Origin of the sequence: Collinsella aerofaciens (genome assembly GCF_001405375.1) — a bacterium.
GTDB classification, from domain to species: domain Bacteria; phylum Actinomycetota; class Coriobacteriia; order Coriobacteriales; family Coriobacteriaceae; genus Collinsella; species Collinsella aerofaciens_F.
The window spans coordinates 15,748-33,501 of sequence record NZ_CYYP01000005.1; the positions used below are offsets into that span (position 1 = coordinate 15,748).

12 protein-coding genes are annotated in these 17,754 nt (G+C 62.4%); 10 read left to right on the forward strand and 2 right to left on the reverse strand.

Annotated elements, in window-relative coordinates:
• Window positions 1-23: 23 nt before the first annotated feature.
• The 5 genes from pheT to ARB25_RS03665 all read left to right on the forward strand — a co-directional run bounded on the left by pheT (window position 24) and on the right by ARB25_RS03665 (window position 6,366).
• Window positions 24-2,477 (forward strand): phenylalanine--tRNA ligase subunit beta, encoded by a 2,454-nt coding sequence (pheT, locus tag ARB25_RS03645; protein ID WP_055285887.1) that lies wholly within the window; start codon window positions 24-26, stop codon window positions 2,475-2,477.
• Between the two features lie 245 nt (window positions 2,478-2,722).
• The gene (cbiM, locus tag ARB25_RS03650; protein WP_055285888.1) at window positions 2,723-3,808 is read left to right on the forward strand and encodes a cobalt transporter CbiM; all 1,086 of its coding nucleotides are present in this window, start codon (window positions 2,723-2,725) and stop codon (window positions 3,806-3,808) included.
• Window positions 3,786-4,622 carry an energy-coupling factor transporter transmembrane component T family protein gene (locus tag ARB25_RS03655; RefSeq protein WP_055285890.1) on the forward strand — a complete coding sequence of 279 codons (837 nt, stop codon included), beginning with the start codon at window positions 3,786-3,788 and terminating at the stop codon, window positions 4,620-4,622. Before cbiM ends, ARB25_RS03655 begins: the two co-directional genes overlap by 23 nt.
• Window positions 4,623-4,666: 44 nt before the next feature.
• A complete protein-coding gene (locus ARB25_RS03660; RefSeq protein ID WP_156327673.1) occupies window positions 4,667-5,437 on the forward strand; it encodes an energy-coupling factor ABC transporter ATP-binding protein in 771 nt (256 codons plus the stop codon).
• A gap of 80 nt (window positions 5,438-5,517) precedes the next feature.
• Window positions 5,518-6,366 carry a hypothetical protein gene (locus ARB25_RS03665; protein WP_055285893.1) on the forward strand — a complete coding sequence of 283 codons (849 nt, stop codon included), beginning with the start codon at window positions 5,518-5,520 and terminating at the stop codon, window positions 6,364-6,366.
• Here the strand turns inward: ARB25_RS03665 and ARB25_RS03670 are convergent.
• On the reverse strand, window positions 6,363-7,436 hold the full coding sequence (locus ARB25_RS03670) for a hypothetical protein (protein WP_156327674.1): 1,074 nt from the start codon (window positions 7,434-7,436) through the stop codon (window positions 6,363-6,365). The genes ARB25_RS03665 and ARB25_RS03670 overlap by 4 nt on opposite strands.
• 422 nt (window positions 7,437-7,858) lie before the next feature.
• Window positions 7,859-9,319, reverse strand: coding sequence for a pyruvate kinase (gene pyk / locus ARB25_RS03675; protein WP_055250555.1), 1,461 nt, complete (start codon window positions 9,317-9,319; stop codon window positions 7,859-7,861).
• 442 nt (window positions 9,320-9,761) lie between these two features.
• Here pyk and ARB25_RS03680 point away from each other — a divergent pair, with 442 nt between their 5' ends.
• The 5 genes from ARB25_RS03680 (at window position 9,762) to ARB25_RS03700 (ending at window position 17,754) form a co-directional block, all read left to right on the forward strand.
• The gene (locus ARB25_RS03680; protein WP_055285896.1) at window positions 9,762-12,443 is read left to right on the forward strand and encodes a cation-translocating P-type ATPase; all 2,682 of its coding nucleotides are present in this window, start codon (window positions 9,762-9,764) and stop codon (window positions 12,441-12,443) included.
• A gap of 471 nt (window positions 12,444-12,914) precedes the next feature.
• Window positions 12,915-13,868, forward strand: coding sequence for a ribosome small subunit-dependent GTPase A (gene rsgA / locus ARB25_RS03685; protein ID WP_172676317.1), 954 nt, complete (start codon window positions 12,915-12,917; stop codon window positions 13,866-13,868).
• A gap of 252 nt (window positions 13,869-14,120) precedes the next feature.
• On the forward strand, window positions 14,121-14,780 hold the full coding sequence (gene cpaB, locus ARB25_RS03690; RefSeq protein ID WP_022094089.1) for a Flp pilus assembly protein CpaB: 660 nt from the start codon (window positions 14,121-14,123) through the stop codon (window positions 14,778-14,780).
• Complete coding sequence (locus ARB25_RS03695) at window positions 14,780-16,429, forward strand: nucleotide-binding protein (RefSeq protein ID WP_055285902.1); 1,650 nt, start codon at window positions 14,780-14,782, stop codon at window positions 16,427-16,429. The genes cpaB and ARB25_RS03695 overlap by 1 nt, the downstream gene beginning before the upstream one ends.
• Window positions 16,426-17,754 carry a TadA family conjugal transfer-associated ATPase gene (locus ARB25_RS03700; RefSeq protein ID WP_156327675.1) on the forward strand — a complete coding sequence of 443 codons (1,329 nt, stop codon included), beginning with the start codon at window positions 16,426-16,428 and terminating at the stop codon, window positions 17,752-17,754. The genes ARB25_RS03695 and ARB25_RS03700 overlap by 4 nt, the downstream gene beginning before the upstream one ends.

Below are 17,754 nucleotides of genomic sequence, written 5' to 3' on the forward strand. Positions count from 1 at the left end.
TTTCAGTATGAAAGGAGAGCTAGATGCGTGTTTCTTACGACTGGCTCAAGACCATGATCGATATTCCGGAGGATCCCAAGACCCTTTCGGACGAATATATCCGTACCGGCACCGAGGTCGAGGCGATCGACACCGTGGGCGAGTCCTTCGACCACGTGGTGACCGCCAAGGTGCTCACCAAGACCCCGCACCCCGATAGCGACCACATGTATGTGTGCTCGGTCGACGTGGGTGACAAGAACCTCGACGCCGACGGCAACCCCGCTCCGCTGCAGATCGTCTGCGGCGCGCAGAACTTCGAGGCCGGTGACCACATCGTCACGGCCATGATCGGCGCTGTCCTGCCCGGCGACGTCAAGATCAAGAAGAGCAAGCTTCGCGGCGTCGTGTCCATGGGCATGAACTGCTCCGCGCGCGAGCTCGGCCTGGGCGGCGACCACTCCGGCATCATGATCCTGCCCGAGGATACGCCCTGCGGCATGCCGTTTGCCGAGTACGTGGGCTCGAGTGATACCGTGCTCGACTGCGAGATCACGCCCAACCGTCCCGATTGCCTGTCCATGATCGGCATGGCCCGCGAGACCGGCGCCATCTTCGACCGCGATTTCCACGTTGAGCTGCCCGCCATCAAGGCCGAGACCGGCCGCGCGACCGACGACGAGCTTTCGGTCGAGATTGCCGACGAGGGCCTGTGCGACCGCTACGTTGCCCGCATCGTGCGCAACGTCAAGGTCGGCCCGTCGCCCGACTGGATGGTCAAGCGCCTTAACGCCTTGGGCGTGCGCCCGCACAACAACATCGTCGACATCACCAACTATGTGATGATGCTCACCGGTCAGCCGCTGCACGCCTTTGACCTGGACACCTTTGCCGAGCGCGATGGCCACCGTCGTGTGGTGGTTCGCGCCGCCCAGCAGGACGAGAAGTTCACGACGCTCGACGGCGAGGAGCGCACGCTTGACGCCGGCATGGGCCTCATCACCGACGGCGAGCGTCCCGTGGCGCTGGCCGGTGTCATGGGTGGCATGGATTCCGAGATTGAGGACGACACCGTCGACGTGATGGTCGAGAGCGCCTGCTTCAACGCCGGCCGCACCTCGCACACCAGCCGCGACCTTTCGCTGATCTCCGACGCCTCCATTCGCTTTGAGCGCCAGGTCGACGAGACCGGCTGCGTGGATGTCGCCAACGTCACGTGCGCGCTCATCGAGGAGATCGCCGGCGGCGAGGTCGCTCCCGGCTACGTCGACGTTTTCCCCGCGCCCAAGACCATCGATAGCATCAAGCTGCGCTTGGCCCGCGTGCACGCCATCTGCGGCGCCGACATCGAGCCCGACTTTATCGAGCGCTCGCTCACCCGTCTGGGCTGCACCGTCGAGCGCGACGGCGAGGACTTTATGGTTACCCCGCCGAGCTTCCGTCCCGACCTGCCGCGTGAGATCGACCTGATCGAGGAGGTTCTGCGCCTATGGGGCATGGGCCGCGTTACGGCGACCATCCCGGCTGCCAAGAACCACATCGGCGGCCTGACCCGCGAGCAGAAGCTCACCCGTAAGGTCGGCGAGATCCTGCGCGCCTGCGGCCTCAACGAGACCACGACCTTTGGCTTTGCCGCCCCGGGCGACCTGGAGAAGATTGGTATGTCCACCGAGGGCCGCGGCTGCCCCGTGGTTCTCATGAACCCGCTGGTGGCCGAGCAGACCGAGATGCGCCGCTCGCTGCTGCCGGGTCTGCTGCAGTCTGTGGCCTACAACGAGGCCCACGGCACGCCCAACGTGCACCTGTACGAGGTCGGCAGCCTGTTCCATGGCCGCGAGAACGCCAGCCTGCCCAAGGAGACCAAGTCCGTGGCGGGTGTGCTCTCGGGCCAGTGGAGCGAGCAGTCTTGGAACATGAAGTACCGCAAGCTGCGTTTCTTCTTTGGCAAGGGCATCGTTGAGGAGCTGCTTGCCCAGCTGCGCATCGAGAAGGTTCGCTTCCGTCCCGTCGAGGGCGAGAGCTATGCCTTCCTGCAACCGGGTCGTGCTGCCGAGGTGCTCTCGGGCGGTACCGTGCTGGGCTGGGTTGGCGAGATCCACCCCGAGGCGCGCGAGGCTATGGGCATCGACGAGGTCGTCGTTGCCTTTGAGCTTGACCTGGACAAGCTGATCAAGGGCGCCCGCAACCAGGATAACTACCGTGAGTTCTCGCAGTACCCGGCCGTTGAGCACGACCTTGCTATCGTGGTCGACAACACTGTGACCTGCGAGGATCTTGAGCGTCGTATTACGAGTGCCGGCGGCAAGCTGCTCGAGGGCGTGCGCCTGTTCGATGTCTACCGCGATCCGGTCCGCATCGGCAAGGGTAAGAAATCCATGGCCTTTGCGCTTACGTATCGCTCCGACGACCACACGCTCACCAGCGAAGAGGTCGAAAAGGCGCACCAGAAGATCGTCACCAAGGTGTGCAAGGGCGTAAACGGCGAGGTCCGCGGCTAGGTCCTGCGCCGGATATGGGCCAGCGTCGGCTGCCGCCGAGTCTTACGTGACTGCTGTTTTCGGTATAAGGCACCGTTGAGCCTGCATATATGACACGCGCATTACATAACGGCGTGCTGCTTTGTCGGCAGTGCGCCGTTTTGCTATGATAGCCCGCGGAGTGTTACGAATCTGACATTACGTAACACTGGAAAGGTGATTCAAGCGGCGTTGCAATTCCGTGCGCCGATAACCGGGAGGCGTACATGCACATTCCAGATAATTATCTGTCCCCGCAGACCGATGCCGTTATGGCGGTGGCGATGGTGCCCGTTTGGATCCACTGCATCAAAAAGGTGCGCGCCACACTCGATCGCGAGCACATGGCGTTCCTGGGCATCTGCGCCGCGTTCTCCTTCCTGCTCATGATGTTCAACGTGCCGCTGCCTGGCGGCACCACAGGCCACGCCGTTGGTGGCGCACTCATCGCGCTGCTGCTGGGCCCCGAGGCCGCGGCTATCGCGGTTTCGGTCGCGCTGGCGCTGCAAGCGCTGCTGTTTGGCGACGGCGGCATCCTGTCCTTTGGCGCTAACTGCTTTAACATGGCCTTCGTGTTGCCGTTTGCCGCAGCCATCGTGTTCCGCGCGCTTAACAGCCGTTTGCACGACAAGAGCTGGGGTACCTCGGTTTCGGCCATCGTAAGCGGCTGGGTCGGCCTGTGCCTGGCGGCCCTGTGCGCAGCAATCGAGTTTGGTATTCAGCCGATGCTTTTCACGAATGCTTCGGGCGCTCCGCTGTACTGCCCCTTCCCGCTGTCCATTGCCATTCCGGCCATGATGATCCCGCATATGTTGGTAGCCGGCGTGGTCGAGGGCGTGGCGACTGCCGCGATCTACGGCTTTATCAAGAAGACGGCGCCGAGCGTTATCGTCGGCCCCGAAGCCGCCGATGGACAGCTTGCTGCCGAGGGCGCTGCTGCCAAGAAGACCTCGCTGGTCCCCACGCTCATCTTGGTTGCCGTGCTTGTCGTGGCCACGCCGCTGGGCCTGCTGGCCACGGATGACGCCTGGGGTGAGTGGGACGCCGAGGGCGCCGCGACCGCCGTTCAGGAGGTTGGCGACGACAGCCTGCAGGCTTCGGTCGGTCTCGACACCCCGACCTTTGCCGATGCGCTGCCTACGGGTGATTACCTGCAGGCCTATTCCGAGGAGCAGGGTCTTGGCTTTGCCGGTCAGGCTGCCATGTATATCCTGTCCGGCGTGATTGGCGTGGCGGTGCTCACCATCGCATTCCGTCTGATCTCGCTGACGGTTAAGGAAAGCGGTGCTCATGGCAATAGCCGAGCTGCCTAGCTGGCTTGCGGCCGAGGAGCGATACGAGCCCGTGGGGGCTCGGCATCGTGTGATGCAAAAGAACGTCCTGCACCTGGCGAGCCTGCTTGAGCGGGTTCGCCTGGGTGGGGGCGCGCACGAGGGCGGGTCGATGGTCGACCGCGCCCTTTCTTGCGTTTCGGCTCCGGTGCGCCTGGTGGGGATGTTCGTTTGCGTCCTGTGCGTGTGTCTGACGCAGAGCCCGCTGTACCTGATGCTGATGGCGGCTATCGCGCTGGTGCTGGTCGCGGTGCGCCCCGCGCGCGGGTTGCGCGCGACTTTTGTACCGGCGCTTGGCGCCACGGGGCTTGCGGTGGTTCTGGCGCTGCCTGCCCTGTTGCTGAGCGCGTCTGCCATGGGCGCCATGCTCAAGATCGCGCTCAAGACGTTTATTAATGTGTCGCTGGTGCTGGGTGTTTCGTGGACGCTCACCTGGAGCCGCATGTCGGCGGCGCTCAAAATGCTGCACCTGCCCGACGAGGTTATCTTTACGTTTGATATGGCGCTCAAGCATATTGAGGTGCTGGGACGCACGGCGCACGATCTGTGCGAATCGGTCATGCTGCGCAGCGTCGGTTCCGCGCCTGCGGGTTTTTCGCGCACCGATTCGCTGGCGGGTATCATGGGCATGACGTTTATCAAGGCGATGGAATGCAGCCGCGCGATGGACGAGGCCATGCTGTGTCGCGGCTTCGCCGGCGTGTATCCGGCGCTTGCACGGAGCGGCTTTGGCTGGCACGATGCGGTTTACGCGGCCGTTGTGGCGTTGCTCGCCGTGTTGTGCGCGGTGCTGTAGCGCGGACGGTCGAACCGTTGATGTGAGTAGGGAAGGGCGACGTTTTGGCAAACGATACGAATAACGCGATGGGTGCGAGCGGTGCTGCCGGCGCCGAGGTCACGCCGCTCATCGAGTTTCGCGACGTGGTGTTTTCCTATGCGGGTCATACGGTGGTCGATGGCGTTTCATTGCAGGTGAACCGTGGAGAGCTCGTTGCTCTGCTTGGTCCTAACGGCTGCGGCAAGACGACGATTATGCGTCTTATCAACGGCCTTGAGCTTGCGGACGCGGGTGCGTACCTGTTCGACGGGCATGCGGTCGATGCGGCGTTTCTAAAGGATTCTGCGGCCGCTCAGCGTTTTCATCAGCGCGTGGGCTTTGTGTTCCAGAATGCCGACGCCCAGCTGTTCTGCGCTACGGTGGGCGAGGAAGTTGCTTTTGGTCCCGCGCAGATGGGGCTGCCGGCAGACGAGCTCGAGCGCCGCGTGCGCGATGCCATGGAGCTGTTCCAGGTTGCCGACCTTGTCGACGTCTCTCCCTATCAGCTCTCGGGCGGGCAAAAGAAGCGCGTTGCGCTGGCTGCGGTGATGTCGATGAACCCGGATATCCTGGTGCTCGACGAGCCTACCAATGGGCTCGACGAGGATTCATGCGACATCGTGGTCAACTTCTTGCTGGCCTACGTCGCGGCGGGTAAGACGGTCTTGATGAGCACACATCACCAGGATTTGGTGCGACGCCTGGGTGCCCGTGCAATCTATATCGATCGATATCACCATGTGGTCGAGGCGCCTTCGCCGTCGTATGGAACCGAAAGCGGTGCTACGGACTAGTTGCTGCGTAGAGCGTGCGTAGCCGCCCGCGCGGCTTTGCCGTGATGGTATAGTTATCCAGGTTTTTTATGGGGGTGGCTATGCCAAGCTGGAACATTCATATCGCTCAGACGGAGCGTTTGCTGGAGCGCACCGGTGCGCTTGCCAAGAGCGTGCGCGACCGCAATGCCTTTTTGTTTGGCTGCGTGGTTCCGGATATCTTCGTGGGCTATATGGTCCCTGGCATTGCCGATCCCATCCCGTACCGCATTACGCACTTTGCCAAGCCTGAACCCATCCCTAAGCCTCGTGAGCATGAGTTCTGGGATACCTATGTGGCACCGTTGCTTAAAAGTTCACCCACCGGTGCGCTAGCCGCGGCGACCTCGATTATCGAGGAGCGCGAGCGACTGAATCGCGTGCACTATCCCCAGCGCTACAGGGATGCCGAGCCGGTTGTCGGTCCCGGTGCTAGCGAGCTTTCGCTCGCGCCCGATGACGTGGCGCAGTCGCTGCTCGATCTTACGCTGGGAGTTTGGTCTCACCTCGTGGCCGATACCGTGTGGAATACGCGCGTGAATCAGTACCTGGAGGCGCACGGCGGCAAGCCGTGCGAGGAATTCCGCATTAAAAAGCAAGGCGACTTTGACTGGTTTGGCAAGACGCTCGGCATTGTTTCGATTCCGCGTGCGACCGATCGCCTGTATACTGCTGCGACGCGTTTTGGGCAGTATCCCATCCATAAGGAGTATGTGCTCAAGACCATCGGCGTTATGCACGAGATCGTGCGCGAAAACCCCGGTGAGCCCGACCATCCGCCATACCGCCTGCTGACCGAGGAGTTCTTCGACGCAACGTTTACCGAGGTGATCGAGCTGACCGAGGCGGGTTTTGCCGCCCGTGTCGAATCGCCCGATGTGCCTGCGCTGCCCCTGATTGCTAGCTGCTAGCTGGCCGGCTTGACGGTGAACAGTTCATCCCAATTGACAAGTAGCTCTTGCCGCAGGGTGACTTCGGCGGCGCGCTCCTGTTTGGTCTTTGGGGTGTAGGAAAGTCCAGCCTTTTTATGGATGAGCTCGGCTATGTGGTCGAAGCTCTTCTTGTCCTTAATCTGGCCAAAGGTAATTTGGATGACGTCGTAGCCCATGCTTGTGAGCGCGGTGGCGCGCTCGGCATCGGAGAGGCTCGCGGCTTCGCTGTCGTGGGCGGAGCGGCCTTGGCATTCAAGGATGACACCCATGCTGTCGGTGGCGCTTTCGATGAGGATATCGGCGTAGCAGCAGGTTTTGTCATACAGCGAGCGCGCGGCGTCGCTGAGTGGGATGCGCACGTTGTTTGCGATGTTGATGCCCATGCCGCCTTCGTCGCGGGGGAGCGAGATAAGCATGGAGGTCTGTACTTCGAAGGGCGAGGCGGTCTGTCCTGTCATGCGTTCGGCGGCCCAGCGGAGCTGCTTAACACCGCGCAGGCCTGCGGCCTGCTTGGCGAACGCGGCGATATCCGCTGCGGAAAGAAGCGGCGTGCGCTTCCACAGGTTGGTATCCTTGCCGTTGACGTCGATAACCCGCTCCCAGCCGCAGTTGGGTGGAATGAGCTTAAGCGAAATAGCTTCATCAAGTTGCCGTTGCGCTCGTTTGCAGGGTGTATACACAGCAAACGAGCTGCACATCTCATAACACGCCATAAGCAGCTGGTTGCGTGAGACCTGCGTAGCAAGGTTGAGCAGTGTGAACTCGGGCGATGTGACATCAAACCCATGCTCGGTTTGCCTAAACGACCCGGGAGGCGGCTCTTGGGTCAGGAGGTGCGATTTAAACAGGCTTCGCGACCCGGATTGTGCCCGAGTGAATGCAATCCTGTGAAGCGGTGCGTGAAGCAGGTCTTTTACAACTGCATGACTTCCGAGGCCGCAACATCTGCGATCCATATTGCCAAGGCTAATGGCAGGGTAAAGGCCTAATATCTGTGGCGGGATACGGTGATAGTAAAAAGCGGATTGACCGCATAGCGTCAGGTCCATGACGTCCTCCTGGTCGAAATATGCTTTTGGACCGTGCGATGCCAGTGTCAATTCGGAAGTATGCGGCAAAATCTAAACCTTGTGAGCAGACCTGGCTTTTGAGGCTAGTTTATCAGGCATTTTGTTGCGAAAAAACGGGGTGTGCTCGGAGGTATCAGAATTTGCCGCATACTTCCGAAAAGCAGGTCAATCCGGCTCTTGCTAAAACGATTTAGCAGCGTCGGTTAAGGTGTGGGTTTGCCACCGGGCGAACACTTTTAGCGCTTGGGACTTTATTCATTGGGTCTCGAAGGGTGGATTTCGCGCTTTTGGTAAAGAAATGAGTGTGTGTTTTGCCGTGCGCCGGCATTGGCACAGAAAAAGGGCCCGGAAGGCTTCGCCTTCCGGGCCCTTTGCGATGCAAGTGTGCTTGCAAGTACGACTTAGCGCACCTGAGCGACGTAAGCGACGTTGGTCGAGGAGACCTTGTCCTCGAGCTGGACGCTCATGCGGGGATCGCCAGCGGTGGCGACGGTCAGGTCGCCGGCCTCGACGTAGCCGAGCTCCTTAGCGGTCTCGATCGCCTTGACGATCGTGCCGTTGACGGTGCCCTGGGTAATCTCGGCCTGGTGCGGGATAACGCCCCAGTACATGATCATCTGCTGGACGGCCCACTCGTGGCGGGAGAACGCGCAGATCGGCATGTTGGGACGGAAGTGCGAGATCAGGCGAGCAGTACGGCCGGTGGTCGTCGGCACGGTGATGCACTTGGCGCCAACGGTGGTAGCCATGTTCACAGCGGACATACCCACAACGTTGTTGACGACGCGGGTGCCGTGAGCGTCAGCCGGAACCTCGAGCGGAGCGTGAGCCGGGAGGTACTTCTCAGTCTCGAGAGCAATGCTGGCCTGCATCTTGACGGCCTCGACCGGGTACTTACCGGCAGCGGACTCGCCAGAGAGCATAACGGCGTCGGTGCCGTCGTAGATGGCGTTAGCAACGTCGGCAACCTCGGCGCGCGTCGGGCGCGGGTTCTGCTGCATGGAGTCGAGCATCTGCGTAGCGGTGATAACGGGCTTGTAGGCCGCGTTGCACTTGGCGATGATCTCCTTCTGGATGTGCGGAACGAGCTCGGGCTTGATCTCGATGCCCAGGTCGCCACGGGCGACCATGATGCCGTCGGAAGCCTCGAGAATCTCGTCGAAGTTCTCGACGCCCAGGGCGCACTCGATCTTCGGGAAGATCGTCACGTGCTCGCCGCCGTTCTCGCGGCAAAGCTCGCGGATGCCGCGGACGGACTCGCCGTCACGGATGAAGGAAGCGGCGATGTAGTCGATGTTCTCGGTCAGGCCAAAGAGGATGTCCTGACGATCGCGCTCGGTGATGGCGGGCAGCGAGATGTTGACGTTGGGCATGTTGACGCCCTTGCGCTCGCCGATCAGGCCGTCGTTCTTAACGACGCAGGTCATGTCCTGGCCGTCGACGGACTCGACCTCGAGGGCAACCAGACCGTCATCGATCAGGATAAGGGAGCCCTTCTCGACCTCGGAGGGCAGAGCCAGGTAGTCGAGGGAGATGTGCTCAGCGGTGCCGTGGAAATCCTCGGACGTGGGCTGAGCGGTGACGACGATCTTATCGCCGGTCTTGACGGCAACCTTCTTGCCATCGACCAGAAGGCCGGTGCGGACCTCGGGGCCCTTGGTGTCGAGCAGGATGCCGACGGGCAGACCGAGCTCCTTGGAAATACGACGGACGCGCTCGATGCGACCGTGGTGCTCGTCGTAGGATCCGTGCGAGAAGTTAAAACGGGCGACGTTCATGCCCGCCTTGATCATCTCGCGGATGGTCTCGTCGCTATCGCAGGCGGGACCCATGGTGCATACAATCTTGGTGCGCTTGTACATTCAGACCTCCATCTGACATCGTCTTGCGCTGATAGATAAACCATAAGAAATAAAACTGAGATGATTATAACGAAATGCCGACCGAATACCCCAAAAAATCGACCGTATGCCGAATTAGAAGTTCATTTTTTGCGGTAAAAACGGTATATGCAAAAACTTTACCAACCGTTCTAACCGCTGCTATCTGGGCGATATTTCAGTTTGATGATGCACCGAAGAAAAAACGTTTTATCAATGTTGAGCATCACACGGTCTGCATCGTTGCACTCGAGCCGTGTTTCCAATTGGAATGTTTTGGCTAGACGCGCCGCTTTGGGGTACCATAGCCCCACTATCAACTGCCGCTCAGCACGGCAGCCTTGATGAGCCCTTGCCCTTCTCCTGGGAATTATGATCGGGCATCAATCTGCTGAGTGGCCCGAATCCCAGGAGGGGACTCTATATGCAAAAGGAATACCTGTCCGCCGCGGCGGAGGTTCTCAGCGACCAAGGTGTCGATGAGAACCTCGGCCTGAGCAACGACGAGGCGTCGTCGCGCCTCGCCAAGACAGGCCCTAACAAGCTCGAGGAAGCCGAGAAGACCCCGTTGTGGAAGCGCTTCTTTGAGCAGATGGCCGACCCCATGGTCATCATGCTGATCGTTGCCGCCGTCATCAGCGCGCTCACGGGCATGGTCAAGGGCGAGGCGGACTTTGCCGATGTCGCCATCATCATGTTCGTCGTTATCGTCAACTCGGTGCTGGGCGTGGTCCAGGAGGCTAAAAGCGAGGAGGCCCTCGAAGCCCTGCAGGAGATGAGCGCGGCGCAGTCCAAGGTGCTGCGCGACGGCAAGCTCGTGCACCTGCCGAGCGCCGAGCTCGTGCCCGGCGATGTGATCATGCTCGAGGCGGGCGACTCCGTCCCGGCCGACTGCCGTGTGCTCGAGAGCGCCACGATGAAGATCGAGGAGGCCGCCCTTACCGGCGAGTCCGTGCCCGTCGAGAAGCATGCCAACGTGATCGAGCTCGCCGCCGGCACCGACGACGTGCCGCTCGGCGACCGCAAGAACATGTGCTACATGGGTTCCACCGTGGTATACGGCCGCGGCCGCGCCGTCGTGGTCGGCACCGGCATGAACACCGAGATGGGTAAGATCGCCGGCGCCCTGGCCGAGGCCAAGGAAGAGCTCACGCCGCTGCAGGTGAAGCTTGCCGAGCTCAGCCGCATCCTCACCATCATGGTTATCGTCATCTGCGTCGTTATCTTTGGCGTCGATATCATCCGCCACGGCGTGGGCAACGTTCTTACCGACCCGACCGCCCTGCTCGATACCTTTATGGTCGCCGTCTCGCTTGCCGTCGCTGCCATCCCCGAGGGCCTGGTCGCCGTCGTGACCATCGTGCTGTCGCTTGGCGTGACCAAGATGGCCAAGCGTCAGGCAATCATCCGCAAGCTCTCTGCCGTCGAGACTCTCGGCTGCACGCAGACCATCTGCTCCGACAAGACCGGTACCCTTACCCAAAACAAGATGACCGTCGTCAAGCACGAGCTCGCCGCGCCTAAGGAGAAGTTCCTGGCCGGCATGGCTCTGTGCTCCGATGCCCAGTGGGACGAGGAGCTGGGCGAGGCCGTGGGCGAGCCGACTGAGTGCGCGCTCGTCAACGACGCCGGCAAGGCGGGCCTCACTGGCCTGACTGCCGAGCACCCGCGCGTGGGCGAGGCCCCGTTCGACTCGGGCCGTAAGATGATGTCCGTGGTCGTCGAGACCCTGGACGGCGAGTATGAGCAGTACACCAAGGGCGCGCCCGACGTGGTGATCGGCCTGTGCACCCATATCTACGACGGCGACAAGGTCGTTCCGCTGACCGAGGAGCGTCGCGCCGAGCTCGTGGCCGCCAACAAGGCCATGGCCGACGAGGCCCTGCGCGTGCTGGCGCTGGCAAGCCGCACCTACACCGAGGTCCCGAGCGACTGCAGCCCCGCTGCGCTCGAGCACGACCTGGTCTTCTGCGGCCTGTCCGGCATGATTGACCCTGTCCGCCCCGAGGTCGCCGACGCCATCCGCGAGGCCCACGATGCCGGTATTCGCACCGTCATGATCACGGGCGACCACATCGACACCGCCGTGGCCATCGCCAAGCAGCTGGGCATCGTCACCGATCGCAACCATGCCATCACCGGTGCCGACCTCGATCGCATGAGCGACGAGGAACTCGACGCGCACATCGAGGACTACGGCGTGTACGCCCGCGTCCAACCCGAGCACAAGACCCGCATCGTCGAGGCTTGGAAGTCGCGCGACCAGATCGTGGCCATGACGGGCGACGGCGTCAACGACGCCCCGTCCATCAAGCGCGCCGACATCGGCGTGGGCATGGGCATTACTGGTACCGACGTCACCAAGAACGTCGCCGACATGGTGCTCGCCGACGACAATTTCGCCACCATCATCGGTGCCTGCGAAGAGGGCCGTCGTATCTACGACAACATTCGTAAGGTCATCCAGTTCCTGCTTTCGGCTAACCTTGCCGAGGTCTTCTCGGTGTTCATCGCCACGCTCATCGGCTTTACCATCTTCCAGCCGGTGCAGCTGCTGTGGGTGAACCTGGTCACCGACTGTTTCCCCGCGCTCGCGCTGGGCATGGAGGACGCCGAGGGCGACATCATGAAGCGCAAGCCGCGCAACGCCAAGGACGGCGTCTTTGCCGGACATATGGGTCTGGACTGCGTGGTCCAAGGCCTGATCATCACCGTGCTGGTGCTGGCGAGCTTCTTTGTGGGCGTGTACTTTGACATGGGCTACATCCACATCGCCGATATGATCGCCGGCAATGCCGACGAGGAAGGCGTGATGATGGCGTTCATCACACTCAACATGGTCGAGATTTTCCACTGCTTCAATATGCGCAGCCGTCGTGCGTCGCTGTTCACCATGAAGAAGCAGAACAAGTGGCTGTGGGCTTCTGCCGCGCTGGCACTGGTGCTGACGGTGATTGTGACCGTGCAGCCGACGCTTGCCGAGATGTTCTTTGGCCCTGTGACGCTTGAGCTCAAGGGCGTTCTTGCCGCGCTGGGCCTGGCCTTCCTGATCATCCCGCTGATGGAGATCTACAAGGCGATCATGCGCGCTGTGGAGAAGGAGTAGGTCGAAAGGCCATCCTTCCCACCGGCCCGACCGCCTGCGGGGTTTCTTCTTCGCTGGTCCTCGCGCTTCGCGCTGCGGGATCGCTCAGAAGAAACCCCTCCCGGCGTCGGGCCTTTGAATAGCCTCTCGGGACCATTGGCTGAGGGAAAGTGTGTGAGCCGGTCGAGCGTTTGCTCGACCGGCTCTTTTTTGTGGGTAAAATACCTGCTCAGTTGTGATTTATGGTGCTGGGAGGCGCTTGTGGGCAAGGCGAAGGCTAAGGCGAAGAAAAAGACGACGGGGGCGCGGGCTAAGCGCGATCGTCGTCGGAAGCTTGCGACCGAGGCCCCCGCGTCTGCTGAGGAGCTGCTGGCAAGCGTGCCGGGACTCGATGCGCTGCAGGATGTTCCGGCGTTCGATGACCTGCCGGTCGATGAAGCTCAGCAGGCGGCATTTGACGACTTTTGCGCACATGCCGAGGAGCCCGAGCAGATGCAGCTTGGCGCCGTGGTGCGCTTGGATCGCGGGTTTCCGCTGGTGGCGACTGCCGACGACACCTTTCGCGCCGAGCATGCCGTGGGGTTTGCCAAGTCGCGCGGCGAGGACGAGGTCCTGCTGCCTGCCGTGGGCGACCGTGTGGCGGTGCGCCGCGCTCCCGGGCACGATATGGGCGTGATTGAGTGCGTGCTGCCGCGCCGTACGAGCTTTGAGCGTTGGCGCGGTCGTGCCCGCGGAGAGCGCCAGGTGCTCTGCTCCAACGTGGATAGCGTGCTAATCGTGCAGGCGCTCGGTGCCGGCGAGGTGCTGCTCGATCGCGTGGCGCGCTCACTGGTGTTGGCGCTCGACTGCGATGCCGAGCCGGCGGTGGTGCTCACCAAAGCTGACCGCTGCGATGCCGGGGAGCTCGAGCGCGATCTGGACCGCGTGCGCCGCCTGGTGGGTCCGGACGTACGCGTGATCGTTACGTCCTCTGCCGAGGGCCGCGGCCTGGACGAGGTCCGTTCCTGCGTGCCTGCCGGGAGCTGCGCCATGATTCTGGGCGAGTCGGGTGCCGGCAAGTCGACGCTGCTCAATGCACTGCTGGGCCACGATACGTTGGCGACCGGCGGTGTGCGCGAACGCGACGACCAGGGCCGTCACACTACCGTCGCGCGCGTGATGGTGGCGCTGCCGGGCGACGCCGGCGTGATCGCCGATGCCCCGGGCCTGCGCAGCCTACCGCTCGTGGGTCACGAGCGGGGTCTGGCGCGCGCCTTCCCCGAGATTGTCGAGGCATCGCGCGCGTGCCGGTTTGGCGATTGCACGCATACCCATGAGCCGGGTTGCGCCGTTCGCGAGGCCGAGGACGCCGGACAGATTGACAGCCTGCGTTTGGAAACGTTCCAAAACCTGGCGTCATCCATGCGCGTGAGCGCTCAAATGCTCGATCCCGATGTTCATCTGTAATTGATTTTTCCTATGACAGCCGTCTCCCAACTGTTCGGGAGACGGCTTTTTTGCTGCGGAAAAGCCTCGAAACATGCAGTTTGCTGACGTGCTGACCAAAACCTTGCCACGAGCTTGACGGGCTGGTCAGCTTTTGGTCAGCGATTGGTTTGACATCGAAAACCAAGATCGCGATTGCGCCGCTTTGCACTCTGACCACCCAGACAATGGTGGTACGGGCATTCGCCCGGCACTGCCATGAGAGGAGCGGCCGTGAACAAGAGCAAGCGCATCGCCATCAGTCTGGTCGCGGGCGTGCTCGCTGCTCTGCTCTGCATGGTTTACGGCTCGTCGATCCGCTCGCAAGCCGAACAGGTCCAGGCTGAGACCTTGGCCAAGTACGGTGGCGATCGCGTCGAGGTATGCGTCGCGGCGCGCGATATCGATGTGGGCGAGACCCTCGATGAGACCAATGTCATAACCCAGGAATGGCTGACGAGTTTGCTGCCGCGTGACGCGGCGACCGAGCTGCGCCAGGTGCGCGGCGACGTGACGACTTCGCGTATTCCCAAAAACGCCGTGATCTGCAATGTCTACACCAAGGCCGAGAGCCACAAGCTCGAGGTGCCTAAGGGCAAGGTCGCCGTTTCGGTGGCGGTCGATGCCGAGCACTCGGTCGGCGGTGCTACGGGCGTGGGCAGCTACGTGGATGTGTATGTGCAAAAAGACGGCGTAACCGATCGGCTGTGCGGCGCGTACGTGATCGATACCAGTGAAGATTCCGGTGCCACGCGCGAGGGCAAGATCGAATGGGTGACGCTGGCGGCTGACCCCGAAGACGTCAAGGAACTGCTGGGGGCATCGGGCAAGGGAACGGTCAGCTTGACGATTCCCGCCACGGCGCGCGGCAAAAAGAGCGGAGGCGACGAGTGATGAAGGCGATCTGGCTTGCGTGCTGCGCGTGCGGCGATTACGGGCTGTTGCAGCAGGAAGTCGAGGGCCGTGATGCGGGTGCACAGGTGCTTCGCGTGGGTGACCTGGACGGGCTGGTTTCCATGGCGCGGGCGTTTCCGTCGCGCCGCGGGGCTGCCATCATCGCGGCGTCTCTGTTTGATACCGAAGATGTGCGCAAGACTGTTGCGCGCCTGACGGCCGAAGGCCGCGTGAGTCGCGTGGTCGTGTTGATAGAAGCGCTCGATCCGTCGGATATCGAGGGACTGTTTCGCGCGGGGGCGACCGAGGTCATCGCTGCGCACAGTATATGCGGCAACGGGCGCGCGGGCGAGGGAGCGGTTGATTCCGATCGGCGCATGACGATTGAGCCCGATGCTTTTGTTGATAGGGAACCCGGGGCGCCTCGCGCTACAAGAGGCCCGCGTGTTGATGATTATGGAAAAGCGGAAGCCGAGCATGGTCGGCGCCCCCGGAACCCCCTTGTATACGATGACGCTGGAGGGCCGGCACAGCATGCTGGCGACTCCCCGGCTGTAGATATGGGATACGTGCACGGCGTGAATCTGGCGGATGAACTCGACGAAGTTGAGGGCTTTGCCGGGTGCGGCGAGTTGTCGCTGATGCAGCATGAGCAGATTGCGCAGAACGAGCCTGCCTTGCAGACCGAACAAGCTGCCATGCCGGCTTGGACGCAGCGTGTGGTTGCGGCGGGGGAGACGGGGACGCTGTCGCCGACGCCCGCCCCGCCGCCTCCGATGCCGCCGGCAGACGCTGCCGCTCCGCAGCATCGAGCTCCGGTCATCTGCGCCATTTCGGGTTCGGGCGGTTGCGGCAAGTCGACGATCGTTGCCACCATGGCACACACATCGTCGCTGTTGGGCTTGCGTGCCGCCGTGCTCGACCTGGACCTGATGTTTGGAAACCTTTACGACTTGTTAGGCGTCGATGCTCCGCGCGATATGGCGGCACTTATCGAGCCGTCGGCGGCGGGCGCGCTCACCGAGCCGGATATCGTAGCCACATCGATGCGCGTGGCGCCAGGCGTTACGCTCTGGGGTCCCGTCGCGGCGCCCGAGCAAGCCGAGCTCATGGCACGTCCGGTGGAGCTACTACTTGATGTTCTGCGTCGCGAATCCGACGTGGTCTTTATCGATACCTCGGTCTTTTGGGGCGACGCCGTGGCGGCTGCGGTGGCGGCGAGCGACCGTTGCCTGGTCGTTGGCGATGCTGCGGTGTCGTCCGCGACATCGGCGTCGCGCGTCATTGAACTGGCGAGTCGAGTAGGTGTGCCGCGCACGCGCATGAGCGCCGTGTTCAACCGGTTCGGTGCGCGCGGAGCAGACGAGGACGTCGCCATGCGCTTTGAGATTGCCTGTGCGTTGAGCTCCAAGATTCGTATCGCCGATGGCGGGCAGGATCTCGCCGCGCTCATGGCGTTTGGGCGCGCTGACGAGGCAGTGGGTCAGACGAGCGCTTTCGCGACCAGCGTGCGCGAGGCCACGCGCGAGATGCTCGTGGAACTGGGGTGCGCCGTCGGCCCTTGGAGCGATATGGTCGCCGACCGTGCAACGCGTACCGAACGCCCGCGTATCCGCCTTCCCTGGTCGCGCGAGGATGATCAGCGATGAGCCTGCAAACGAGGATTAAGGCTGCCGGCGCTGCAGCGGCGGCAGCGCCTGTAGATGCGGGGCGTCGCCGCGCGGTGAAACGACGCACTAAGCGCGCCGTGATGGACCGCATAGGTTACGACGAAGTGGCGCGTATCAGCGCCTATGCCGACCCGGTACTTGCCCGCTCGGAATTGCGTCCCGCGGTGGAGGCGGCGCTCAATGTTGAGGAGCCGACCGATCTCGCGGCGCCCGAGCGCGAGACCATCATCGACGAGATTTTGGATGACGTGGTGGGCTTGGGGCCGTTGCAGCCGCTTATCGAGGACGACACCGTTACCGAGATCATGATCAACGGCTGCCGCTCGGCTTTCTTTGAACGCGGCGGCGTCTTGTACCCCATCGAGCGTGCGTTTGAGGATGATGAGCAGATCCGTGTGCTTATCGACCGCATCATCTCGCCACTTGGCCGCCGTATCGACGAGCGCAGCCCCATCGTCAACGCCCGCCTCAAAACGGGCTATCGCGTCAACGCGGTGATTCCGCCTGTGGCGATTGACGGACCGATTCTCACCATCCGAAAGTTCTCGGACCGTATCTGCTCGCTGGACGAGCTTGTGGGGCTGGGGTCGCTGCCGCTTTGGTATGCGCAGCTGCTGTCGTGCGCGGTGTCGCTGCGACAGGACCTGGCGGTTGCGGGAGGCACGGGATCTGGTAAGACCACCCTGCTCAACGCGTTGTCATGCGAGATTTCCACCGGCGAGCGCATCGTGACGATCGAGGACTCTGCCGAGCTCAAGTTTGCGCATCATCCGCACGTGGTGCGCCTAGAGGCGCGCGAGGCTTCAATTGAGGGCGAGGGCGCGGTGACGATCCGCGACCTGGTGACCAATGCCCTGCGCATGCGCCCCGACCGCATCGTGGTGGGCGAGGTGCGCGGTGCCGAGTGCTGCGACATGTTGCAGGCCATGAACACGGGCCACGATGGGTCGCTCACCACACTTCATGCGGGTTCAGAACAGGAGACCGTGGTGCGTCTGACGTTGCTTGCACGTTATGGCATCGATCTGCCGAGCGAGCTCATCGAGGAGCAGATTGCCATGGCGCTCGACGGCATCGTGATGTCCGAGCGCCACGCCGATGGCAGGCGTTTCGTCTCCTCGTATTCGGGGGTGCGTCGCGCCGCGTCGGGCGGCGTAGAACTCGAGCGCTATGTGACTTTCGATGCCGCCGAGCGAACCTGGACGCTTGACCGCGAGCCGCCGTTTATCGCAGAAGGCCTGCGGTCGGGGACGCTCACACAAGAGGAGGTGGACGAATGGAGGTCGCTGTGCCCCTCGTCGTAG

What these genes read in the sequence shown, in the direction of transcription:
- pheT (WP_055285887.1), top strand. Translation starts at nt 24, where the DNA reads ATGCGTGTTTCTTACGACTGGCTCAAGACCATGATCGATATTCCGGAG.
- cbiM (WP_055285888.1), top strand. Translation starts at nt 2,723, where the DNA reads ATGCACATTCCAGATAATTATCTGTCCCCGCAGACCGATGCCGTTATG.
- ARB25_RS03655 (WP_055285890.1), top strand. Translation starts at nt 3,786, where the DNA reads ATGGCAATAGCCGAGCTGCCTAGCTGGCTTGCGGCCGAGGAGCGATAC.
- ARB25_RS03665 (WP_055285893.1), top strand. Translation starts at nt 5,518, where the DNA reads ATGCCAAGCTGGAACATTCATATCGCTCAGACGGAGCGTTTGCTGGAG.
- ARB25_RS03670 (WP_156327674.1), bottom strand. Translation starts at nt 7,436, where the DNA reads ATGGACCTGACGCTATGCGGTCAATCCGCTTTTTACTATCACCGTATC.
- pyk (WP_055250555.1), bottom strand. Translation starts at nt 9,319, where the DNA reads ATGTACAAGCGCACCAAGATTGTATGCACCATGGGTCCCGCCTGCGAT.
- ARB25_RS03680 (WP_055285896.1), top strand. Translation starts at nt 9,762, where the DNA reads ATGCAAAAGGAATACCTGTCCGCCGCGGCGGAGGTTCTCAGCGACCAA.
- rsgA (WP_172676317.1), top strand. Translation starts at nt 12,915, where the DNA reads ATGCAGCTTGGCGCCGTGGTGCGCTTGGATCGCGGGTTTCCGCTGGTG.
- ARB25_RS03695 (WP_055285902.1), top strand. Translation starts at nt 14,780, where the DNA reads ATGAAGGCGATCTGGCTTGCGTGCTGCGCGTGCGGCGATTACGGGCTG.
- ARB25_RS03700 (WP_156327675.1), top strand. Translation starts at nt 16,426, where the DNA reads ATGAGCCTGCAAACGAGGATTAAGGCTGCCGGCGCTGCAGCGGCGGCA.